General features: G+C 72.7%; 17 protein-coding genes. 10 read left to right on the plus strand and 7 right to left on the minus strand.

Features of this window, described 5'->3' with window-relative positions:
- Nucleotides 1-7: 7 nt before the first annotated feature.
- Nucleotides 8-2,059 (minus strand): DNA gyrase/topoisomerase IV subunit B, encoded by a 2,052-nt coding sequence (locus IH26_RS0125990; protein ID WP_030438853.1) that lies wholly within the window; start codon nucleotides 2,057-2,059, stop codon nucleotides 8-10.
- A 137-nt stretch (nucleotides 2,060-2,196) separates the two neighbouring features.
- On the minus strand, nucleotides 2,197-2,802 hold the full coding sequence (locus IH26_RS0125995; RefSeq protein WP_030438854.1) for an adenylate/guanylate cyclase domain-containing protein: 606 nt from the start codon (nucleotides 2,800-2,802) through the stop codon (nucleotides 2,197-2,199).
- A gap of 176 nt (nucleotides 2,803-2,978) precedes the next feature.
- Here IH26_RS0125995 and IH26_RS0126000 point away from each other — a divergent pair, with 176 nt between their 5' ends.
- Together IH26_RS0126000 and IH26_RS0126005 are read left to right on the plus strand one after the other, a co-directional pair.
- Nucleotides 2,979-5,792 carry a helix-turn-helix transcriptional regulator gene (locus IH26_RS0126000; protein WP_030438855.1) on the plus strand — a complete coding sequence of 938 codons (2,814 nt, stop codon included), beginning with the start codon at nucleotides 2,979-2,981 and terminating at the stop codon, nucleotides 5,790-5,792.
- A gap of 155 nt (nucleotides 5,793-5,947) precedes the next feature.
- Nucleotides 5,948-6,724, plus strand: coding sequence for a DUF5995 family protein (locus tag IH26_RS0126005; protein ID WP_030438856.1), 777 nt, complete (start codon nucleotides 5,948-5,950; stop codon nucleotides 6,722-6,724).
- Between the two features lie 76 nt (nucleotides 6,725-6,800).
- Here IH26_RS0126005 and IH26_RS0126010 read toward each other — a convergent pair whose 3' ends face one another.
- The 3 genes from IH26_RS0126010 to IH26_RS0126020 are packed head-to-tail and all read right to left on the minus strand — an operon-like array spanning nucleotide 6,801 to nucleotide 9,416.
- Nucleotides 6,801-7,325, minus strand: a complete 525-nt coding sequence (locus tag IH26_RS0126010; protein WP_051808510.1) for a hypothetical protein — start codon at nucleotides 7,323-7,325, stop codon at nucleotides 6,801-6,803.
- 35 nt (nucleotides 7,326-7,360) lie between these two features.
- On the minus strand, nucleotides 7,361-8,731 hold the full coding sequence (locus tag IH26_RS0126015) for a sensor histidine kinase (protein ID WP_030438858.1): 1,371 nt from the start codon (nucleotides 8,729-8,731) through the stop codon (nucleotides 7,361-7,363).
- Entirely contained in the window at nucleotides 8,724-9,416 is a 693-nt protein-coding gene (locus IH26_RS0126020; RefSeq protein WP_030438859.1) for a response regulator transcription factor, read from the minus strand. Before IH26_RS0126020 ends, IH26_RS0126015 begins: the two co-directional genes overlap by 8 nt.
- Nucleotides 9,417-9,542: 126 nt before the next feature.
- Between IH26_RS0126020 and IH26_RS0126025 the strand changes: the two genes are divergently transcribed.
- From IH26_RS0126025 to IH26_RS0126035, 3 genes are all read left to right on the plus strand, one after another.
- Nucleotides 9,543-9,917, plus strand: a complete 375-nt coding sequence (locus IH26_RS0126025) for a VOC family protein (RefSeq protein ID WP_030438860.1) — start codon at nucleotides 9,543-9,545, stop codon at nucleotides 9,915-9,917.
- A gap of 13 nt (nucleotides 9,918-9,930) precedes the next feature.
- Nucleotides 9,931-10,722, plus strand: a complete 792-nt coding sequence (locus tag IH26_RS56120) for an endonuclease/exonuclease/phosphatase family protein (RefSeq protein ID WP_084599068.1) — start codon at nucleotides 9,931-9,933, stop codon at nucleotides 10,720-10,722.
- A gap of 114 nt (nucleotides 10,723-10,836) precedes the next feature.
- On the plus strand, nucleotides 10,837-11,040 hold the full coding sequence (locus tag IH26_RS0126035) for a hypothetical protein (protein WP_030438862.1): 204 nt from the start codon (nucleotides 10,837-10,839) through the stop codon (nucleotides 11,038-11,040).
- An 18-nt stretch (nucleotides 11,041-11,058) separates the two neighbouring features.
- On the opposite strand, the gene IH26_RS0126040 is transcribed toward IH26_RS0126035, so the two are convergent.
- Together IH26_RS0126040 and IH26_RS0126045 are read right to left on the minus strand one after the other, a co-directional pair.
- Nucleotides 11,059-11,616, minus strand: coding sequence for a DUF305 domain-containing protein (locus IH26_RS0126040; protein WP_030438863.1), 558 nt, complete (start codon nucleotides 11,614-11,616; stop codon nucleotides 11,059-11,061).
- Between the two features lie 653 nt (nucleotides 11,617-12,269).
- On the minus strand, nucleotides 12,270-13,340 hold the full coding sequence (locus IH26_RS0126045; RefSeq protein WP_030438864.1) for a calcium:cation antiporter: 1,071 nt from the start codon (nucleotides 13,338-13,340) through the stop codon (nucleotides 12,270-12,272).
- Nucleotides 13,341-13,369: 29 nt separating this feature from the next.
- Between IH26_RS0126045 and IH26_RS0126050 the strand changes: the two genes are divergently transcribed.
- Genes IH26_RS0126050 through IH26_RS0126070 form a run of 5 tightly spaced genes read left to right on the plus strand, consistent with a single transcriptional unit; the run spans nucleotide 13,370 to nucleotide 21,548 of the window.
- A complete protein-coding gene (locus IH26_RS0126050) occupies nucleotides 13,370-14,368 on the plus strand; it encodes a glutathione S-transferase family protein (RefSeq protein WP_051808511.1) in 999 nt (332 codons plus the stop codon).
- Nucleotides 14,369-14,406: 38 nt separating this feature from the next.
- On the plus strand, nucleotides 14,407-17,154 hold the full coding sequence (locus tag IH26_RS0126055) for a DUF5691 domain-containing protein (protein WP_030438866.1): 2,748 nt from the start codon (nucleotides 14,407-14,409) through the stop codon (nucleotides 17,152-17,154).
- Entirely contained in the window at nucleotides 17,151-18,212 is a 1,062-nt protein-coding gene (locus IH26_RS0126060; protein WP_030438867.1) for an ATP-binding protein, read from the plus strand. Before IH26_RS0126055 ends, IH26_RS0126060 begins: the two co-directional genes overlap by 4 nt.
- Complete coding sequence (locus IH26_RS0126065) at nucleotides 18,205-20,370, plus strand: DUF5682 family protein (protein WP_030438868.1); 2,166 nt, start codon at nucleotides 18,205-18,207, stop codon at nucleotides 20,368-20,370. The genes IH26_RS0126060 and IH26_RS0126065 overlap by 8 nt, the downstream gene beginning before the upstream one ends.
- Nucleotides 20,367-21,548 carry a VWA domain-containing protein gene (locus IH26_RS0126070; protein ID WP_030438869.1) on the plus strand — a complete coding sequence of 394 codons (1,182 nt, stop codon included), beginning with the start codon at nucleotides 20,367-20,369 and terminating at the stop codon, nucleotides 21,546-21,548. Before IH26_RS0126065 ends, IH26_RS0126070 begins: the two co-directional genes overlap by 4 nt.

Consider the following 21,548-nt stretch of genomic DNA (forward strand, 5'->3'; position numbering starts at 1 on the left):
CGACCTCTCAGGCGTCGATCGTCTCTTCGTCGATGCGGCCCGCCGCCTCGATCAGCCAGTTCTTACGGGGCTCGACCCGCTCGCCCATCAGCAGCTCGAGGGTGGCCTCGGCGCGCTCGGCGTCGTCCAGGGTGATCCGCCGGACCGTACGGGTGGCCGGGTTCATCGTGGTCTCCCACAACTCGTCGGCGTCCATCTCGCCGAGGCCCTTGAACCGCGGCACGGGTTTCTGCACCGTCTTGCCGCTCCGCTCGAAGCGGGCCACGGTCGATTCCATCTCCTGCTGTGTATACGTGAAGACGGTCTCCGAGTTGCGCCCCTTGGTGACCACCTTGTGCAGCGGCGGCATGGCGGCGAACAGCCGGCCCTCCTCGATCACCGGCCGCATGTACTTCGCGAACAGCGTGATCAGCAGGGTGCGGATGTGCGAGCCGTCCACGTCGGCGTCCGCCATGATCATGACGCGGCCGTAGCGGAGCGAGGCGAGCTCGAACGTACGCCCGGAGCCGGCCCCCAGCACCTGCACGATCGCCGAGCACTCGGCGTTGTCCAGCACCTGCTGCAGGGACGCCTTCTGCACGTTGAGGATCTTGCCCCGGATCGGGAGCAGCGCCTGGTATTCCGAGCTGCGCGCCATGCGGGCCGTACCGAGGGCGCTGTCGCCCTCGACGATGTAGAGCTCGGAGCGGGCGATGCCGGTGGCGCGGCAGTCGACCAGCTTGGGCGGCATCGAGGCGCCCTCGAGCGCGGTCTTGCGGCGGGCCGCGTCCTTCTGCTGTTTCTGGGTGAGGCGTACCCGGGCCGCATCCACCACCTTCTGCAGCACCAGGCGGGCCTCGGTCTTGGTGCGCCGCCCGTCGATCCACTCCTTGATGTGCGCCTCGACCAGCGCCTGCACCACCCGGGTGAGGCCGGCGGTGGACAGCTCGTCCTTGGTCTGCGAGGTGAACTGCGGCTCGGGCACGCGGACGTGCAGCACCGCGGTCATGCCCTCGAGCAGGTCGTCGAGGACCGGCGGGTCTTCCTTCGGGCGCAGCAGGCCGCGGGTGTTGCGGATCGCCTCGGTCAGCGCCCGCACCAGGGCCCGCTCGAAGCCCTTGCGGTGGGTGCCGCCGTGCATGTTGCGGATCGTGTTGGTGAAGCACTCGATCGTGCGGTCGTAGCCGGTGCCCCAGCGGAACGCGACCTCGACCTCGGCCTTGCGCTCGACGTTGGACTGCATCACGCCGTTCGCGTCGGCGGCGTTCTCCTTGTACGTACCCTCGCCGGTGACCAGGAGGATGCCGGAGACCGGCTTGTCACCCGCGTGGGTGAGGAACTCGACCATGTCGGTGAGGCCGCGCGGGAAGTGGAACGTCTCGGTGGCCGGCTCCTCCGCGGTCTCGTCGCGCAGCGAATACATCACGCCGGGGACGAGGAACGCCGTGTTACGCAGCTTGGCCCGGACCGCGTCGGCGTCCAGCCGGGCGCCGGTCTCGAAGTAGCGGGCGTCGTACCAGTACCGGATGGACGTGCCGCCGGGCTCGCCGCGCTTCATCTTCCGGACCACCCGCAGGCCGGACTCGGGGTGGAAGCGGGCGCCCGGGCCGGGGCCGTCGAAGACGCCGGGTGCGCCGCGGTGGAAGGAGAGCTCGTGGACCTTGCCGTCGCGCTTGACCGTGACGTCGAAGCGCACCGCCAGCGCGTTGACCGCGGAAGCGCCGACGCCGTGCAGGCCGCCGGAGGTCTTGTAGCCGGAGCCGCCGAACTTGCCGCCGGCGTGCAGCCGGGTCAGCACCAGCTCGACGCCGTTGAGGCCGGATTTCGCGTTGATGTCGGTCGGGATGCCGCGGCCGTCGTCGTCGACCTGGACCGAGCCGTCGGCGTGCAGGATCACCGACACCTTGGTGGCGTGGCCGGCGACGCCCTCGTCGGTGGCGTTGTCGATGATCTCGTTGGCCAGGTGGTTGACGCCACGGCTGTCGGTGGAGCCGATGTACATGCCCGGGCGTTTCCGGACGGCGTCCAGCCCCTCGAGGTGCGTGAGGTCGTCAGCCCCGTACAGAATTTCCGCGGTCACGAGGTGGCACTTCCCATCGGCCCTAGGTAATCGAGACGGCGCGAGCCTACCGGGACCCCCCGACAGTTCTTCGGAGCCGAGCCGAAGGCCGGTCGGAAGATCGGCGGATAATAGCCGCTAATACCCCAGGCGGTGAGCTATGACACGGCGCAGAGCACCCGCTGGGGCTGCAGTGCCCGCCACAGGTCGAGCGGGTACGGCTTGCCGGCCACCCGCACCGGCGGCAGCTCCTGGTAGGCGATCAGTTCGCCGGTGACCGCCTGGGTCGCCGCGCACACCACCACCGTGTCGTGCGGGGCGTACGCCTGCAGCCGCGCCGCGGTCGAGACCACGCTGCCACTGATCATGCCGTGCCCGAACTCGCGCGCGGCCGCGACGTCGACGATCACGTCGCCGGTCGCGAGCCCCACCCGGGTGCGGACGACGAACCTGCCGGCCAGGAGCTGCCCCCTCAACGCCTCCTGGACCGACAGGCCCGCCCGGACCGCCGCAGCGGCCGCCTCCGGACCGAACCCGCCGGGCCCGGTGCCGAACACCGCCATGACCGCGTCGCCGACGTACTTCTCGACCACGCCCCCCTCGGCGCGGACCACCTCGCACACGGTCGAGAAGTAGTCGCGTTGCAACGCGCAGACCACCGCACAGTCAAGATCATCCGTGAGCGAGGTGTAGCCCACGATGTCGATGAACAAAACCGTGACGGTCTGACGCCGCTCCTGCTCCGCCATAGCGATTGCGGTCATGACTCAACCCCCCAGATCACCTACTTGCCCCGGTGAGGAACGGTGCCAGCCGCCGTCCAGATCGGGATCGTCAGAACGACGTATCTCTGACAGCCGGGGCTCCCGTCACTTTTGTGACGCAGAACAGACCGAACCGACGAGAACCTGCTAGGTCCATTCGCACTAGGCTGCCCTGCATGGCCAGCGAGGAGGGGGACGACGGTCCGCTTGTCGGGCGCACCGACACGCTTGCCGAGATCGAGTCCGACCTGCGCAATGTCGGTCCGGGCGGCACGGCCGCGGTGTTCGTGACCGGCGAGAGCGGTGTCGGCAAGAGCCGGCTGCTGCGCGAGACCGCCCGCGCGATGGGTGACGCGGGTTACTCCGTGCTGTCCGGGACCTGCCTGGACATCGGCGACGCGTCCCCGTTGCACCCCGTTCTCCAGGCCTTACGGCAATATCAACCTGATCTTCAGCAGTGGGATCAGCCGACCGGTGCGGATGCCCTGCTCGATCGGGTGAGTCGCGACCTGCGCGCGGTGGCCGGCGAGAAGGATCTGCTGCTGGTCCTCGACGATCTGCAGTGGGCCGACCGCAGCACCCGGCAGCTGCTGCTCTACCTGCTGGCCGGCCTGGGCGGCATCCGCCTGTCGGTGCTGGCGGCGGTGCGCGCCGAGGCGCTGCACGGCGCCCACCCGCTGCGCCGCGTGCTGGCCGAGCTGCGCCGGCTGCGCTCGGTGCGGGTGGTGGATCTGGCCCCGCTCGACCGCGACCAGACCTCCGAGCTGGTCAGCGCGATCGCCGGGGAGGGCATCGAGCCCGAGGACGCCGACCGCGTCTACAAGCGGTCCGGCGGCAACCCGTTCGTGGTCGAGGAGCTGGCCCGTGACCTGCGCGACGGCCGGGTCGAGCTGTCCGACACGCTGCGCGAGATCTTCCTGTCCCGGGTGGACGAGCTGCCGCCGGCGGCCCATGCCGTGGTGCACGCGGTCGCGGCCGGCGTCGAGCCGGTCGAGCACACCGTGCTGGCCCGGGTGACCGGGCTGGCCGAGGCCGAGCTGATCGAGGCGATCCGGGCGGCGGTGGCGCACCGGTTCGTGGCGAGCTCGGCCGACGGCTACCGGCTGCGGCACCGGCTGGTCGCCGAGGTGCTGGAGGCGGAGGTGCTGGAGGCCGAGGCCGCGTCGCTGCACCGCCGCTACGCGGAGGCGATGGAGGTCTCCGGCGCGGCCGATCACGCCCGGCTCGCGCATCACTGGCAGCGGGCCGGCGAGCCGGCTCGCGCGCTGCCGTCGGTGGTCGCGGCCGCGCGCAGCGCCGAGAAGCTGTACGGGTTCACCGAGGCGCACCGCTACTGGTCCCTGGCGCTCGACCTGACCACGGACGACGCCCCGGAACGTATCGAGCTGCTCGCGCACGCGGCCGAGTCGGCCCACCACTGCGGCGAGCACCAGCGCGCCCTCGACCGGCTGGCCGAGCTGTCCCAGCGGCCCGACGCGCCCGGCGAGTGCGAGCTGCACCTGCGCCGGGCCCGCTACCTGGCCGCGGCCGGCCGGTCGGCGACCGCCGAGGTGGAGTACGAGCTGGCCCTGCGCTCGCCGGATTGCACCCCGCAGCAGCGCGTCTCGGCCGCCGCGAACCTCGCCGAGCTCCTGCTGCACCTGGGTCGCTACGCCGACGCGTATGCCCGGGCCACCGAGGCGCTCGACCAGGCCGCGGTCAACGGCTCCACCCGCGACCTGGTCCGGGCCAGCGCCGCCCTCGGCTTCAGCTCCGCCTTCCGCGAGGACCCGGATGCCGGGCTCGCCGTGATCCGGCACGCCGTCGAGATCGCCGAGCGCTCCGGCCACCCGGACGACCTCGGCGTGGCGTACCTGCACCTGGCCGAGCTGCTGACCGGCCCGCTGAACAGCGTCGAGGAGGGCGTGCTCGTCGCCCGCCGCGGCGCCGACCGGCTGGCCGCGCTGGGCGCCGGCCGTACGTATCAGACCCGCCTGCTCGCGATCGCCGGCAACGGCCTGTTCCGGGTGGGCCAGTGGGCCGAGGCCGACGCGGTGCTGGAGGCGGCCATGCGGCACCGCCCGTCCGGCGCCGACGCGGTCGAGCTGCTGCTGGCCCGCTGCCGGCTCTGGGTGGGCTTCGGCGACGTCGAGGCCGCCCAGCGCGACCTGGACGCGGTGGCCACCCTGCTGGCCGGCGGCGGCGCCCGGCACGTGCTGCCGATGCTCACCCTGCGGGCCGGCCTGGCGATGTGGCAGGGCCGGCACGCCCAGGCCCGGGCCGCGGTCCAGCGTGGACTCACCGAGACCCGCTCCGACGACCTGGTGCTGCTCGGCGTGCTGGCCTGGCACGGCCTGCGGGCCGAGGCCGAGGCGCGGGCGGCCGGCGAGGCGGTCGACCCGGGCGCGATCCGCCGGCTCAAGACCGTGGTCGACCGGATGGCCCAGGGCGTGGGCAACGCCGCGACCCCGGTCCGCGCGGTCGTCGACGGCTATCTCGACCTGTGCAACGCCGAGCTCAGCCGGGTCGAGGAGAAGCACGACCCGGACCCGTGGCAGCGCGCCGCGACCGCGTGGGACCGGCGCAAACAGCCCTATCCGGCCGCGTACGCCCGGCTGCGCCGCGCCGAGGCGGCCCTGACCCGCAAGTCGCGCAAGGCCGCGGCGGTGCTGGCGCTGCGGGAGGCGTATGCGACGGCGACCGCGATGGGCGCCCGGCCGTTCGCCGCCGAGATCGTCTCGACCGCGCACCGCTTCCGGGTGGCGCTGGCCGACGACGTCGACACGCAGGAGCTCGGCGGGCCCGGCGCGGAGGACGACGGGCTGGCCGTGCTGACCCAGCGCGAGCGCGAGGTATTGGCCGCGGTCGCCGAGGGCCTGACCAACCGGGAGATCGGCGAGCGGCTGTACATCAGCGAGCGAACGGTCGGCGTCCACGTCGGCCACATCTTCGACAAGCTCCAGGTACGTACGAGGGTGCAGGCCAGCCGGGTCTATCTGACCGCGGCGTGACCTTTTCGTTATCTGCGTTCGCGGAATACGTACTTCTACCGATCCCCGCGTAGGTCGCCGGTGAAAGGCTTCCCGCACGGGGGAGCACCACCCGGCGTCCACCGGCGCCGGGTGGTGCTGGGGGCCCTCCGAGGGAGAAGCACCTGGAGGAACCGATGACCGAGTCGGTCTGGGGTCCGGTGAAGCAGGAGATGTCGGATCTGCTGCAGACGTACCCCGACGACGTCCCCGCCGTGGTCGACCAGCTGACGAAGCTGCAGGACATACTCGGCCGCGTGCCACCGCTGCTGGCGGAGAATCCGCTCTGCGACTTCAACAAGCTGTACCTGACGATCACCGAGAGCGTCCTCGAGCGCCTGTACGCGGGCCGGTTCGCCGACCCGTCGTTCCTGTCCCGGCTCGACGTGGAGTTCGCCGCCCGCTACTTCGACGCGCTGCGCGCCTGGGCCGGCCCGGACGCCAGCCCGCGCTGCCCGCGCGTCTGGGCCGGGTTGTTCCAGCGGATCCCGGGCCCGGATTGCCGCCCGCTGCCCGCCGCCTGCGCCGGAGTGAACGCGCACATCAACTTCGACCTGCCGTTCGCGCTGGTGACCACGTTCGACCACCTGGGCACCGACCCGATCGACGACAGCATCCAGCACCACGACTACCTGCAGATCAACGAGATCTTCGCGGCGGCCATCCCCGGCCTGCGCCGCGGCTACCTCGACAGGTGGCAGGTGCTGATCGACACGATGAACGGCCGGCTGGACGACTGGTGGCAGGGCGAGGCGATCGATTACACCCGGAATGTCGCCTGGCGCAACGCGCAGAAGCTCTGGGGCATGCGCCACGACATGACGGCCACCGACAAGGAACGCGCCCACCTCGACCGGATCGCCTCCGACCTGGGGAAGCTACTGCTGAGCCCGCTCGGCGAGTTCCTTCAATAGAGCAAAGGCATTCCCGCGTACGCCGCGGCCCGTCCCGGGCGGGGAACGGGCCGCGGCCCCGGCTAGTCGGCCGAGATCATGGCTTGATCGCGATCAGCCGGGCGTCGTTGGCGCCGCCGTCCTTGGTGCCGGCCAGGCCGATCTCCTCGCCGGTCTTCAGCGCGCTCTTGTCGGCCGCCTTCTTGTCCTGAACGATTTTGACCTGGTCGCCGACGCTCCAGGTCAGCGTGAAGCCGTCGGTCGACTTGACGGTCACCTGGGTGGCGGTCACCGCGGTGACCTGGCCGCGCTGGACCACGATCGTCCGGGTGCCCTGTTTCTTGGTCTGGATGGTGAACTCGCCGTGCAGCGTGTTCTTGCGCAGGTACTTACGTACCTGCCGGCCGTGCGGTGCGTCGCCGCTGCCGGCCGAGGCGTTCGGCGACGGGGCGCCGGTCAGGCCGGTGTCGAAGCCGACCTGCTTCAGCGCGAGTGCCTCGTCGGCGATGTCCGCGGAGGCGGCGGCCGGGGTCGCGGTGCCGGTCGCGCCGCAGCCGGCGAGGGCCAGACCGCCGAGGGCCAGGCCGCCGCTGAGGCCGAGGGCCAGGAGGGTTCGTCTCATGGCGGCAATGCAACCGCGTACGGACGAAGTCTCGATCAGGGCAATGTACGGGTCACGTAAGGCTTGTCGGGATAGGGCAGCTCCACCGTGAACATCGCCCCGCCCTCGGGCGCGTGCCCGGCGCTGATCCGGCCGCCGAGCCGGGCCACCAGCCGCGCCGCCAGGGCCAGGCCGAGCCCGCTGCCGACCTTACGGATGCCGCGGTACCTGCGGTTCAGCGCGCCCCGGTCGAAGGCCACCTTCAGGTCGTCGTCGGTGAAGCCGGGCCCACCGTCGCGTACCTCGATGACGGCGCCATCCTGGCCGGCGTGCGCGGCCAGCACCAGCGGCCGGCCGGCCGGGACGACCCGCAGCGCGTTCTCGCACAGGCCGTCGATCACCTGCCGGATCCGGCCCGGGTCGGTGTCCACCATGATCGGCTCGGCGGCCAGCTGCACCCGCAGCAGCGGGCCGTCCGGCGCGCAGCGGGCCGCCCACGCCTCCCCGGCCGCGCGCACCAGGTCGACGACGTCCACCGCGACCACGTCCAGCGGCAGGTCGGCGGCCTCCAGCCGGGACAGCACGAGCAGGTCGGAGATCAGCCGGTCCAGGCGTTCCGACTCGGCCAGCATGGTGGCGCCCGCCTTCTGGGCGTCGTCCTCCGCCACGACCCCGTCGGCCAGGGCCTCGGCGTACCCCCTGATCGTGGCCAACGGGGTGCGCAGCTCATGCGAGACGCTCAACAGGAAGTCCCGCTCACGCCCCTCGCTGATCTGCAAGGCGGCAGCGAGGTGGTTGATCGCGGCGGCCAGGTCGGCGGCCTCGGCCGGCCCCTGCCGGGAGATCCGCACCGACCGGTCCCCGGCGGACAGCCGGGCGGCCGCCGAAGCCGCCAGCCGGATGGGCCGCGCGATGAAGCGGGCGAGCAGCGCCCCGGCCAGGATGCCGCCGCCCAGACCGGCCAGGACGGCGATCCAGATGCTGCCCAGCACCCGGCTCGCGGTGCCGGTGGCGACCGAGCGGGTGAGGATCACGCCGCTGGCCTGGCCGGTGAGCGGCTGGCCGACGATGAACGACGGGCGGCCCTTGACCAGGGCCCGCGTGTTCACCTGCGAACCGGCCGCGATCTGGTCGACGACCCGGGCGGGCAGGCCGGGCCGGTCGACGACGCCCCGGCGGACGAGGTAGATCTCGACCTTCTCGTCGCGCAGGTCGATCGCGATCCGCTCGCGGGCCGCCTGCTTCTCGGTGGTCAGCAGCTCCACCGCGATCTTGCTCTGCTCGACCAACTCGGCGCGGATCTGCAGATTCACCGAGCGGATCGCCACCGGCACCGCGACCAGCGCCGTGACGATCACGGCGACCACCGCGGTCGCGGCGGTGACCAGCACAACCCGGCCGGTCAGGGTGCGGAAGAAGTCACGCATCGGCGGTGTAGCCGACGCCGCGCACCGTGCGGATCAGGGTGGCCGCGTCGCCGAGCTTCGCCCGCACCTGGGCGACATGGACATCGACCGTACGGGTACCGGCCGCCGACGCGTATCCCCAGACGCTGGCCAGCAGCTCCTCCCGGGTGAACACCCGGCCCGGCCGGTTCAGCAGGTGGCCGAGCAGGTCGAACTCGGTCGGGGTCAGGGTCAGCGGCGCGCCGTAGACGGTGACCTGGCGCCGCCCGGGGTCCAGCGTCACCGGGCCGAGCGTCCGCACCCGGCGGCCCTCGTCGGGGGTGCCGGACGCGCGCCGCAGCAGGGTCTTCACCCGGGTGACCAGCTCGCGCGGGCTGAACGGCTTGGTCACGTAGTCGTCGCCGCCCAGCTCCAGCCCGAGGATGCGGTCGACCTCGTCGTCGCGCGCGGTGAGGAAGATGACCGGGGTCCAGTCACCGTCGCCGCGCAGCCGGCGGACGATCTCGGTGCCCTCCAGCCCGGGCAGCGCGATGTCGAGGATGCAGGCCACCGGGCGCAGCCGCCGGGCGGCCGCCAGCCCCGCGGCGCCGTCATGCTCCACGTGTACGCCGAAACCGTCCCGGGCCAGGTAGAGCCGGACCAGGTCGGCGATCGGCCGCTCGTCCTCGACCACCAGGACGAGGCCTTTTGCGGGGGCGTCGCTCACCGCTCCATCATGCCCGGGCGCGGGCACGGGCGGTGTTCGGGCAACGTAAGTCCCCCCGGGCGGCCGGGAACGCCTTCTGCTCGCCCTCTCGACGGCCTAGTGTCGGCAGAGAAAGAGGAGGTCAGCATGGACAAGGTCGTCCATTTCGAGGTGCCGTTCGACGACGGCGAGCGGGCCACGACGTTCTACCGCGAGGCGTTCGGCTGGCGGCTCGACTCGATGCCGCAATTCCAGTACACGATGGTCGGGACCACGGCGACCGACGAGCAGGGCCGGCCGACCGAGCCCGGCGCCATCAACGGCGGCATGCTGCACCGGCAGGGCCCGATCACCGCGCCGGTCATCACCGTCGGCGTGGACGACATCGACGACGCGCTCGCCCGCATCGAGAAGCTCGGCGGCAAGGTGGCGATCGGCAAGCAGCCCGTCGGCGAGATGGGATTCAGCGCCTACTTCCACGACACCGAGGGCAATCTGATCGGTCTCTGGCAGAACGGTTGAGTATGTTACATCGATGCGCGTCATGGTCTGGAACGTGTGGTGGCGCTTCGGCGGGAACTGGCGGGAACGCGAGGTCTCGATCGGCGCGACGCTCGAGACCTACCGCCCGGATGTGCTCGGCCTGACCGAGAGCTGGTCCGGGGACGGCACCGATCAACCGCATCGCCTGGCGGCCCCTTGCGGCATGCACGCCGCTTGGGCGCCGTCGTTCATTCCCACCATCATGGAGTACGCCGAGCAGCCCGGCATCGACATGGGCCTCGGGCTGCTCAGCCGCTGGCCGATCGTCGCCATCGAGGCCCACGAGCTGCCCACCACCCAGCGCGGCGGGCCCGGGCCCGCCGCGCTGCTCGCCACCGTCGACCATCCGCGCGGACCGCTGCACGTCATCGTGACCCGCACCGAGCCCGACCCGCGCTTCTCCCTGGACCGCCTGCACCAGTGCCGGGCGCTGGCCGCGCTCGCCACCGACCGGCGCCTGGACGGTCCGCTGCCGGTGCTCCTGCTCGGTGACCTGAACGCGAGCGCCGACCAGCCGCCGCTCGCTCCCCTGCTGGACGCCATGGTCGACACCTGGTCGGCGGCCGGCGCCGACCCCGCCGCGGTCACCCTCGACTCGTCGGTCCCGTACGCCCCGCGCGACGCACCGCACCTGCTGGACCGCCGGATCGACCACGTCTTCGCCCGCCCCGGCCGGCCCGGCCTGCCCCTGCCCGTGCACGGCGCGTTCCTGGCCGGCGACCGCCCCGCCGGCGGCGTCTACCCCTCCGACCACTACGCGGTCGGCGTCGACCTGGAGCCGTGACGCAAGTCGCCCTGGAGTCGTGACCGAAGTCGCCGACGAAGAATCCGCAGGGTCGCCGCAACCCGGCCGATAGACCCGAGCAACGGAACAGCAACCAGCCCCAAGGGGGACCCGATGGCGATCACCTCGGTCAGCACCAGCGCCCGCGCCCAGCTATCCCACTGCCAGGCCCGCCTCGACGCCGACCTGTCCGCCCGTAACTCCGCCGCCCGCGCCGTCGCCCAGGACGAGGACGCGATGAGTCGGGCTCAGCAGGCGGCCCGCCGCGAACTGCAGTCCCGCTCCAACAAGGGCCGCATCATCGACGTGACGGCCTGAGCGCATTTTCCCGCGCCATCAAGAAAGGCTTTTGGCCGTCGTCAACGCGGCGTCGCGAGTACGGAGGACCTGCAGGGCCAAGGCGCGCGTCTGCGGCTCGACTCCCGATTTGTCCTCGCTTTCGGCCAGATTCTGACTCTGTTCGAGATGCGCCCGGATCACCTTGATGACGTCCGCGTCGAAGGGCTTTCCGGTCAGCGCCTGCGCGTCGGTCACCTGCTGCGGGGTGACCATGCCGGGCATCGCCATGCCCTGGTGCGGGTTGGCCGAGGGCAGCCCGGCCCGGCCGCGCAGCGACCGCAGGGTGGACAACTCGGCGCTGGTGAACGCCTGGACCTGCAGCGCCAGTGCCTGCAGGCCAGGGCTGCCGCTGCGCTGCGGGACGAGCTCGAGCAGGGGCAGCAGTTGCTCGTCCATGGCGATGTTGATCTGGATCCAGGCGAGGTCGGTGCCGCCGAACTGGGTCGCCGTGGTCGCCGCCGGCGTCTCCTGCGCCCCGGGCTGCGCATTCCGGCAGCCCGCGAGCCCCGCCGCCGCCAGCAGCGCGACGAGCACCAGCCGGGCGATCGCTTTCACGCGCCGAGTCTGACTTTCGCGATCCACCCTGTCAACGATTCGATATTGATGAATGACAACGCCTTCGGCGCGTTTCCCACCGTGGAATTCGGTGCCCGCCGAAGAGGTGACTCGTCATGGCATGGGCCGTTCTGCCGGCTTGGTGGTGGGGCTGGCTCGCCATGGCCCGGGGGCTGCGTGGTCACGCTGGGCGGGGCCGGTCACGGTGGGCGATATGCGGCGAATGCCGAGGCCGTCAAGCGGCGCAAGGACCTCGCCGGACGATCTTCGCGGCAACGAAGAAGGGTTGCTGTTCACCACGAACAGCAAGTCATCATCGTCTGCCGGCCGTCGGTGAACCTTGAAGCACATCTGTTCGCCACGAACAGCAAGTCACCACTGTCGTGGCAGGCCGCCGCCCGAGGATGCCTCACCCACGCCCGGCCCTATGCCCGGACCACCCACCCAGCCCGACCGGCCGCACCAACAGCAACCACGCACACCCGGCCCATGGCAAACCAGCCCGGCCCGTGTTCAGCGGGAGCGGTGGTGGGCGGAACCACCGAGTCGCGCGAGAGGCGCGCTATGGCCTGTTGTTGCAGGTGGTCGCGCGGAGCGGCGGGGGCGGCCGCGATCGGCGGGGAGCCGTCATGCGTACGGTAGCGGAATTTGATTTACGGGCTTGCGGCGAGGAAGAGGAAGACGGCCGCGAGGGCGAGGTGGATGCCGCCCTGCAGGACGTTGGCGCGGCCGGGGACGATGGTCAGGGTGCCGACGGCCGCGGTCAGGGCCAGCAGGACCATCTGGGTGCCGCCCAGGCCCAGGAGCAGCGGGCCGGGTAGCCAGATCATCGCGATGGCGATCGCGGGGATGGTCAGGCCGATGCTGGCCATGGCGGAGCCGATCGCCAGGTTGAGGCTGGTCTGGACGCGATCGCGGACGGCGGCGCGGACGGCGGCGATCGTTTCGGGCAGCAGGACCAGCAGGGCGATCGCGACGCCGACGACGGCCTGTGGCATGCCGAGGTCGCCGACCGCCTTCTCGATCGCCGGGGAGACGCCCTTGGCCAGGCCGACCACGCCGATCAGGGCCAGCAGCAGCAGGGCGAGGCTGGTCAGCGCGGCGCGGGTGGTCGGCGGGTCGACGTGTTTCTCGGCGTTGATGACCTCGCCGGCGGTGGTGATCGGGAGGAAGTAGTCGCGGTGGCGTCGGGTCTGGACGGTCACGAAGAGTGCGTACAGGGCGAGCGAGGTGACCGCGGCGAAGGCCAGTTGCGCGGGGGAGAAGACGGGGCCGGGGCGGCTGGTGGTGAAGTTCGGCAGCACCAGGCTGAGGGTCGCGATCATGATGACGGTGGCGAACGCGCCGCCGGTGCCCTCGGGGTTGAAGACGGCCACCCGGCGACGGAGTGCGGCGACCAGCAACGAGAGGCCGACCAGGGCGTTGCAGGTGATCATCACGGCGGCGAAGACGGTGTCGCGGGCCACGGACTGGGTCTTCGCGCCGCCGCTGATCATCAGGGTGACGATGAGCGCGACCTCGATGACGGTGACCGCCACGGCCAGCACCAGCGAGCCGAACGGTTCGCCGACCTTGTGCGCGACGACCTCGGCGTGGTGCACCGCGGAGAGGACCGCGGCGCCCAGGACCACGGCGACGAGGACGACCACCGGCGGGGACAGATCACGGGCCCAGGTCAGGGCCAGAACGGCGACGGCGAGGATCGGTGTAATGGCTGCTCTCATCGAGCAACCTTACTGGCAGTATGGGAGGCATGGCGTACGCGAGCCCCTCGGGGGAGTTCAAGCGGGACCAGCGGTACATTCCGACGCGCATCACCGCGGACGGCCGGGACGGTTATCCGGTCGAGCCGGGGCGCTACCGGCTGATCGTGAGCCGGGCCTGCCCGTGGGCCAACCGGGCGATCATCGTGCGGCGCCTGCTCGGGCTCGAGGAGGTGCTGTCGATGGGCGTCGCCGGGCCGACCCACGACAAACGGAGCTGGACCTTCGACCTCGATCCGGACGGGCGCGACCCGGTGCTGGGCATCGAGCGGCTGCAGGAGGCGTATTTCGCCCGCTTCCCCGAGTACGACAAGGGGATCACCGTGCCCGCCATGGTCGACATCCCGAGCGGGCAGGTGGTGACCAACGACTTCGCGCAGATCACCATCGACCTGTCGCTGGAGTGGACGAAATATCAGCGGGCCGGGGCGCCGGCGCTCTACCCGGCCTCGCTGCGGGAGCAGATCGACAAGGTCAACCGGTTCGTCTTCGCCGATGTGAACAACGGCGTCTACCGGGCCGGGTTCGCGGGGACGCAGCAGGCCTACGAGCAGGCGTACGAGCGGTTGTTCGACCGCCTCGACGAGCTGTCCTCGAGGCTGGAAGATCAGCGATACCTGGTCGGGGACACGATCACCGAGGCGGACGTGCGGCTGTTCACCACGCTGGTCCGCTTCGACGCGGTCTACCACAACCATTTCAAGTGCAATCGGAACAAGCTGAGCGAGATGCCGGTGCTCTGGGCGTACGCGCGGGACCTGTTCCAGACGCCCGGCTTCGGCGACACGATCGACTTCGTGGACATCAAGCGGCACTACTACCTGGTGCACCGGGAGATCAACCCGACCGGGATCGTGCCGGCCGGCCCCGACCTGCGGAACTGGTTGTCGCCGCATGGGCGGGAGGCGCTGGGCGGGCGGCCGTTCGGGGAGGGGACTCCGCCGGGGCCGCCGCGCGAGCCGGTGCCGGCCGGGCACGGGGCGGCCTGACGGCCCAAACTGTCGTACCGCGCGTCTAGGGTTTGCCCGTGCCCGTTGAGCGATGGTCCCTCCCCCAGGTCGAGGCCCTGGCCCCCGATGCCGCCTCGGTGAAGGCCGCGCGGGGCCTCACCTTTTCGGCGTCCGGCCGGGTCGACGACTTCCTTTGGGGACTGTGCCGCGGTTACCAGGTCTGTGTCGACCTGACCGGGCCGGCGTTCCGCTGCTCCTGCCCCAGCCGCAAGATCCCCTGTAAACATTCGGTGGGCCTGCTCATGCTGTGGGCTTCGTCCGAGTTGTCCTCTGCGGACCCACCCTCCTGGATCTTGGGGTGGCAGGCGGCGCGCGCGGCTGCCGCTTCTCGGAAGAAGGCCGCAAATGGTCCACCTGATCCGGTGGCCGCGGCCAAGCGCGTCGAGCAGCGGGCCGAGCGGGTCGCGAGCGGCATGGCCGAGCTGAGCCGCTGGCTGGACGACCAGGTACGCCAGGGGCTGGCCGGCGCCCAGCGCGGCGGGCCGAAACCGTTCGACGCGATGGCCGCCCGGCTGGTCGACGCCCAGGCCCCGACGACCGCGGGCGCGGTGCGCCGGCTCGGCAGCATCGCCGGCATCGGCCCGCATTGGGCCGACCGGCTCCTGGGCGAGCTCGCGCTGCTGCGGCTGCTGGTGGCCGGGCACGAGCGGCTCGGCGAGCTGCCGCCCGATCTCGCCGCGACCGTCCGCTCCCGCATCGGGTTCCCGGTCGCCACCGACGACGTGCTGGCCGGCCCCCGGGTCACCGACCGCTGGCAGGTGCTCGGCCAGGTCGAGGTCGACGACGGCGCGCTGACCACCCGGCGCACCTGGCTGCGGGGCGCCGCGACCGGCCGGTTCGCGCTGGTCCTGGCGTTCGCCGCGCCCGGCCAGCCGCTGGTTTCCGAGCTCGCCCCGGGTACCGAGTTCCGCGGCGATCTGACCTTCTACCCCGGCGCCGCCCCACTGCGCGCGCTGGTCGCCGAGCGGCACAGCGCCGCCGAGCCGTTCCCCGAGCCCGACGGCGCCCAGCAGCTGGCCGAGGCGCTCGGCGGCTGGGCCACCACGATCGCCGCCGAGCCCTGGCGGTACGACGCGCCGGTCCTGCTCGCCGGGGTCACCCCGAGCGAGGACGGTTGGCTGGTCGACGAGTCCGGCGCCGCCCTGCCGCTGGCCGCCGGGCACCACGAGCCGTGGTGGCTGCTGGCCGCGGCCGGCGCGGCCCCGGCGACGGTGGCCGCCGAGTGGTCGCCGACCGGCCTGCGCCCGCTCGCCGCCTGGGTCGAGGGCGCCTTCGTCCCAGCCGGCTTCCCGGTGCCCACAGGACCGACCTCAAATCCGATGGGTGCGCCGCGGCAGCCCGAGCTGCCGCCCGACCTGCTGGCCGCCGCCCTGGTCGGCACCGACCGCCGCCCGTGGCCGGGCGGTTCGCTGCTGGAGGCCGCGGCGGTCGCGCTCGCCCGCCGCCGGGCCGGCGTCACCCCGGCACACGGGCACGCGCCGGTCCCGGCCGCGCCGACCGAGATCACGCCGCCGCTGCCCGCCGCGGCCGGCGCCCGGCTGATCCGCATCCTCGGCGAGGGCGTGCCCGGCGGCGCCCAGGTCGCGCACGAGCTGCTGGCCCAGTGGCTGGCGGCGGCCGCGGCCAAGGGCGGCCACGTGCCCCCGGTCGTGCTGCCGGCGCTGCTCGACGCGGGCCGGCGCAACTCGCTGATCCGCCCGGCGCTGGCCCAGGTCGCCGGCCGCCGCGGCGCCTGGCTGGCCGGGATGCGCGGCGACTGGCGCTGGCTGCGCGACGAGTCGGTCCCCTCCGCCGCCTGGGAGACCGGGTCCATCGGCGAGCGGCTCGGCTACCTCACCGAGCTGCGCCGGGCCGATCCGGCGGCGGCCCGCGAGCTGCTCGCCGCGTCGTTCGCCCAGGAGTCCTCGGATGACCGGGCCCGGTTCGTGGCCGCGCTGGGCACCGGCCTGAGCGTCGCCGACGACGCGTTCCTCGAGGAGGCCCTCGACGACCGCCGCAAGGAGGTCCGCGAGGCCGCCCTCGACCTGCTGCGCGGCCTGCCCGGCTCGTCGCTGGGCCGGCGGATGCGGGAGCGGGCCGCCGCGGCCGTGCGGCTCGACCCGCGCGGGTGGCTGCTGGTCACGCCGCCCGACGATCTCGACACCGGGATGCGCCGCGACGGGATGGCCGCCACCCCGGCCCGCGGCCTGGGCGTCAGCGCCTGGCTGCTGGAGGAGACGCTGGCCGGCGCGCCGCTCGACACCTGGTCCGACCCGGCCACCATGCTGCGCCTGGCCCGCGGCAACGACTGGGAGTCGGCGCTGCTGCACGGCTGGGCCAAGGCCGCCGTCACCCAGCAGGACCCGGCCTGGGCCACCGCGCTGATCGACGAGGCGGCCGGCGCCCTGCGCGAGTCGGTCCGGTGGGATCTGCATCTGATCATCCCGCCGGACGAGCTGGGCCGGCTCGCCGCCGACGCGCTGCGCCGCGAGGACGGCATGGCCCACCGGCTGCTCTCCATCCACCCCGGCCGGTGGCCCGACGAGCTGTCCGCCGCCGTGCTCGAGACCATCGCCCACCGCGCCCGGACCGACCGGCACACCTGGCAGCTCGGCGAGCTGTGCCGGTCGGCGGCGCTCGCCATGCCCCCGGCGTGGGCCGACCTCGTCGGCCGGCTCGCCGTCCAGCTCGACCAGGAGCCGTCCGACCAGTCGCGGGTGCGGCCGGTCGCCGAGCTCGCCCGCACGCTCACCTTCCGCCACGAGATGCTTCAGGAGTTTTCGTGACCGCTCTGCGCCCGCACGCCGAGGACCAGTACGCCGAGGAGCTGGCCCAGCTCGCCCGCGAGGACGACCGGCCCCGCCCGCCGGGCTGGCGGCTCTCCCCGCAGGCGGTGGTGACCTACCTGCTCGGCGACGGCGCGAAGGTCACGCCGAAATACGTCGGCCCGCGGCGGCTGGTCGAGGTCGCGGTGGCCACCCTCGCCACCGACCGGGCGCTGCTGCTGCTCGGCGTGCCCGGCACCGCCAAGACGTGGGTGTCCGAGCACCTCGCGGCGGCGATCTCGGGCGACTCGAAACTGCTCGTGCAGGGCACCGCCGGCACGGCCGAGGAGGCGATCCGGTACGGGTGGAACTACGCCCGGCTGCTCGCCGAGGGGCCGAGCGAGGCGGCGCTGGTGGAGAGCCCGATCATGCGGGCGATGCGGACCGGCGCGATCGCCCGGCTGGAGGAGCTGACCCGGGTGCCCTCCGACGTGCAGGACGCGCTGATCACGATCCTCTCCGAGAAGACGCTGCCGGTGCCCGAGCTGAACACCGAGGTGCAGGCGCAGCGCGGGTTCAACCTGATCGCGACCGCCAACGACCGGGACCGCGGGGTGAACGAGCTGTCCAGCGCGCTGCGCCGCCGGTTCAACACCGTGGTGCTGCCGGTGCCGGCCTCGGCCGACGAGGAGGTGGAGATCGTCGCCCGCCGGGTCGCCCAGCTGGGCGCGTCGCTCGACCTGCCCGCGGTGCCGACCGCGCTGGAGGAGATCCGCCGGGTGGTGACCGTCTTCCGGGAGCTGCGTGGCGGGCTGACCGAGGACGGGCGTACCAAGCTGAAGTCGCCGACCGGCACGCTCTCCACCGCCGAGGCGATCTCGGTGCTCACCAACGGCATGGCGCTGGCCGCGCACTTCGGCGACGGCACGCTGCACGCGGGCGACGTGGCGGCCGGCATCGTCGGCGCGGTGGTGAAGGACCCGGTGTCCGACGGCGTGGTCTGGCGGGAATACCTGGAGACCGTGGTCCGCGAGCGTCCCGACTGGATCGACTTCTATCGGGCCGCCCGCGATGCCTGAGCGGCTGTACGGGATCCGCCATCACGGCCCGGGTTCGGCCCGGGCGGTGGTGGCGGAGCTGGCGCGCCAGCGGCCGTCGGTGCTGCTGATCGAGGGCCCACCGGAGGCCGACGCGCTGGTGGAGTGGGTCCGTCACGCCGATCTTGAACCGCCGGTCGCGCTGTTGGGATATGCGCCTGACGATCCGCGGCGGGCGGCCTTCTGGCCGTTCGCGGTCTTCTCCCCGGAGTGGCAGGCGCTCAAATGGGCCGTTGCGGCCGAGGTTCCCGTGCGGTTCTTCGACCTGCCGTTCGGGTTTCGTCTGGATAAATCCGACTCACCGGAATTACGCCGCCCGGTCGACCCGATCGGCGAACTGGCGAACGCGGCCGGCTACGACGACCCCGAGCGCTGGTGGGAGGACGTCGTCGAGCACCGCGGCATGCCGGCCTTCGAGGCGATCGCCGAGGCGATGACCGCGATCCGCGACGACTCCCCGGAGGACCCGGACGACCTGGTCCGCGAGGCGTACATGCGGACGGTGCTGCGCGAGGTGCGCAAGACGCACGACGAGATCGCCGTGGTGTGCGGCGCGTGGCACGTGCCGGCGCTGACCCGCAAGGTGACCCAGAAGGACGACACCGACCTGCTCAAGGGCCGGAAGAAGGGCAAGGTCGCGTTCACCTGGGTGCCGTGGACGTACGGGCGGCTCGCCTCCTGGTCCGGCTACGGCGCCGGGGTGCGCTCGCCCGGCTGGTACCACCACCTGTTCACCTCGGCCGACGAGGTGGTGCCGCGGTGGCTGGTGGACGCGGCCGGGGTGCTGCGGGCCGAGGGCGTGCCCACCTCGTCGGCGCACGTCATCGAGGCCACCCGGCTCGCCGAGGCGCTCGCCACCCTGCGCGGCCGGCCGCTCGCCGGGCTGGCCGAGGTGACCGAGGCGGCCGAGGCGGTGATGTGCGACGCCGAGCCGCTGCGGGTCGAACTGATCAACAAGCGGCTCGTGGTCGGCGAACGGCTCGGCGGGGTGCCCGACGAGATGCCGGCGGTACCGCTGGCCAAGGACCTGGCGGCCCAGCAGCGCAACGTGCGGCTCAAACCGGAGGCCCTCGAACGTGCGCTCGACCTCGACCTCCGCAGGGAGACCGACCTCAAGCGCAGCCGCCTGCTGCACCGGCTGCGCGTGATCGGCGTGCCGTGGGGCGAGCCCGCGGCCTCCGGCCGGGGCTCGACCGGGACCTTCCGCGAGGAGTGGAAGCTGCGCTGGCAACCCGAGTTCGCCGTACGGCTGGTCGAGGGCAGCATGTTCGGCACCACGGTGGCCGCCGCCGCGACGGTGCGGCTCACCCGGGGCGCCGCCGAGGCGGAGACGCTCGCCGAGGTGACCGGCCTGGTCGAGACCTGCCTGCTGGCCGACCTCGCGGAGGCCTATCCGCCGGTGCTGGCGGCGCTCGACGCCCGGGCGGCGCTGGACGCCGACGTCGGGCACCTGATGGCGGCGATCCCGGCGCTGGCCCGCACGCTGCGCTACGGCGACGTCCGCAAGACCGACGTGGCCGGGCTGGCCGCGGTCACCACCAGCCTGCTCGGCCGGGTGTGCGCGGGGCTGCCGTCCGCGGTGGGCTCGCTCTCCGACGAGGCCGCCAAGATCCTGCGCGACCGGATCGACGGGGTGCACGCGGCGATCGGGCTGCTGGACGACGAGGATGCCCGGTCGCGCTGGCTGAGCACGCTGGAATCGGTGGCCGGGCGGGCCGACCTGCACGGCTTGCTGGCCGGGCGGTTGACCCGGCTGATGCTGGACGCGGGGCGGCTGGATGCGGCCGAGGCACGGCGGCGGTTGCGGCTGCCGCTGACGGTGGGTACGCCGCCGGCGCACGGGGCGGCGTGGGTGGAGGGATTCCTGGCCGGGGGCGGGCTGCTGCTGGTGCACGACGACGCGCTGCTCGACCTGCTGGACGGGTGGCTGGCGGACATCCCGGCGGGTGCGTTCGACGCGGTGCTGCCGTTGCTGCGGCGGACGTTCGGGGCGTTCGAGGCCGGGGAGCGCCGGGCGATCGGGGAGAAGATCGCCGGGGGCCGCTCGGCGGGTTCCGACGCCGGCGCCCTCGGCTTCGACGAGTCGCGGGCGGATCTTGTATTGCCGACGCTGAGCGCTCTGCTGGGGAGAGAGCTATGACCGATTTATCCGGCGAACGAGCGCGACGCTGGCGCATGGTTCTCGGCGGGGCGGCGGACGAGCCGCTGGGCAAGGCCGAGGGCCGCGACGGGCAGATGGACGCCGCGATGGCCGCCCTCTACGACTCGGGCGCGCCCGGCGAGGGCGAGACGACCGGCAGCAAGCGCTCGGCCGGCCTCGGCGGCTCGGCGCCCAAGGTGGCCCGCTGGCTCGGCGACATCCGCGAGTACTTCCCGAGCACCGTGGTGCAGGTCATGCAGTCCGACGCGATCGAGCGCCTCGACCTGACCCGGCTCCTGCTCGAGCCGGAGATGCTGGCCGCGGTCGAGCCGGACGTGCACCTGGTCGGCACGCTGCTCTCGCTCAACCGGGTCATGCCGGCCAAGACCAAGGAGGCCGCCCGCCAGGTGGTGCGGACCGTGGTCGAACAGTTGGAGAAGCGGATCACGCAGAAGACCCGGGCGGCGATCAGCGGCGCGCTCAACCGCGCGTCCCGGATCAACCGGCCCCGGCACGCGGACATCGACTGGGATCGCACCATCCGCGCCAACCTCAAGCACTACCAGGCCGGCCTGCGCACGGTGATCCCCGAGCGGCTGGTCGGCTACGGGCGGCGCACCACCGCCGTGCAGCGCGACGTCGTGCTGTGCGTGGACCAGTCCGGATCGATGGCGGCGTCGGTCGTGTTCTCCGGGGTGTTCGCGGCGGTGCTCGCCTCGATGCGGTCGCTGCGTACGTCCCTGGTCGTCTTCGACACCGCCGTGGTCGACCTCACCGACCAGTTGAGCGACCCGGTCGAGGTGCTCTTCGGGACGCAGCTGGGCGGCGGGACGGACATCAACCGGGCGATCGCGTACGGGCAGCAGCTGATCACCCGGCCGCGGGACAGCATCTTCGTGCTGATCAGCGACCTGTACGAGGGCGGCGTCCGGGAGCAGATGCTGCGCCGGGTGGCCGAGATGACCGCGGCCGGGGTGCAGGTGGTGGTGCTGCTGGCGCTCTCCGACGAGGGCGCGCCGGCGTACGACCACGACAACGCGGCGGCGCTGGCCGCGCTGGGCGTGCCGGCCTTCGCTTGCACGCCCGACGCGTTCCCCGACCTGATGGCCGCGGCGGTCGAACGGCGGGACCTGGTGGCGTTCGCCGCACGACTTGAGTCCGGCGCGAGCGGTAACTAG

Source organism: Actinoplanes subtropicus (genome assembly GCF_000721705.1).
Lineage (GTDB): Bacteria > Actinomycetota > Actinomycetes > Mycobacteriales > Micromonosporaceae > Actinoplanes > Actinoplanes subtropicus.

Excerpts from the sequence above, each read along its gene's own strand:
- IH26_RS0125995 (WP_030438854.1), bottom strand. The coding sequence starts at position 2,802 with ATGACCGCAATCGCTATGGCGGAGCAGGAGCGGCGTCAGACCGTCACG.
- IH26_RS0126000 (WP_030438855.1), top strand. The coding sequence starts at position 2,979 with ATGGCCAGCGAGGAGGGGGACGACGGTCCGCTTGTCGGGCGCACCGAC.
- IH26_RS0126005 (WP_030438856.1), top strand. The coding sequence starts at position 5,948 with ATGACCGAGTCGGTCTGGGGTCCGGTGAAGCAGGAGATGTCGGATCTG.
- IH26_RS0126010 (WP_051808510.1), bottom strand. The coding sequence starts at position 7,325 with ATGAGACGAACCCTCCTGGCCCTCGGCCTCAGCGGCGGCCTGGCCCTC.
- IH26_RS0126015 (WP_030438858.1), bottom strand. The coding sequence starts at position 8,731 with ATGCGTGACTTCTTCCGCACCCTGACCGGCCGGGTTGTGCTGGTCACC.
- IH26_RS0126025 (WP_030438860.1), top strand. The coding sequence starts at position 9,543 with ATGGACAAGGTCGTCCATTTCGAGGTGCCGTTCGACGACGGCGAGCGG.
- IH26_RS56120 (WP_084599068.1), top strand. The coding sequence starts at position 9,931 with ATGCGCGTCATGGTCTGGAACGTGTGGTGGCGCTTCGGCGGGAACTGG.
- IH26_RS0126035 (WP_030438862.1), top strand. The coding sequence starts at position 10,837 with ATGGCGATCACCTCGGTCAGCACCAGCGCCCGCGCCCAGCTATCCCAC.
- IH26_RS0126045 (WP_030438864.1), bottom strand. The coding sequence starts at position 13,340 with ATGAGAGCAGCCATTACACCGATCCTCGCCGTCGCCGTTCTGGCCCTG.
- IH26_RS0126050 (WP_051808511.1), top strand. The coding sequence starts at position 13,370 with ATGGCGTACGCGAGCCCCTCGGGGGAGTTCAAGCGGGACCAGCGGTAC.
- IH26_RS0126065 (WP_030438868.1), top strand. The coding sequence starts at position 18,205 with ATGCCTGAGCGGCTGTACGGGATCCGCCATCACGGCCCGGGTTCGGCC.
- IH26_RS0126070 (WP_030438869.1), top strand. The coding sequence starts at position 20,367 with ATGACCGATTTATCCGGCGAACGAGCGCGACGCTGGCGCATGGTTCTC.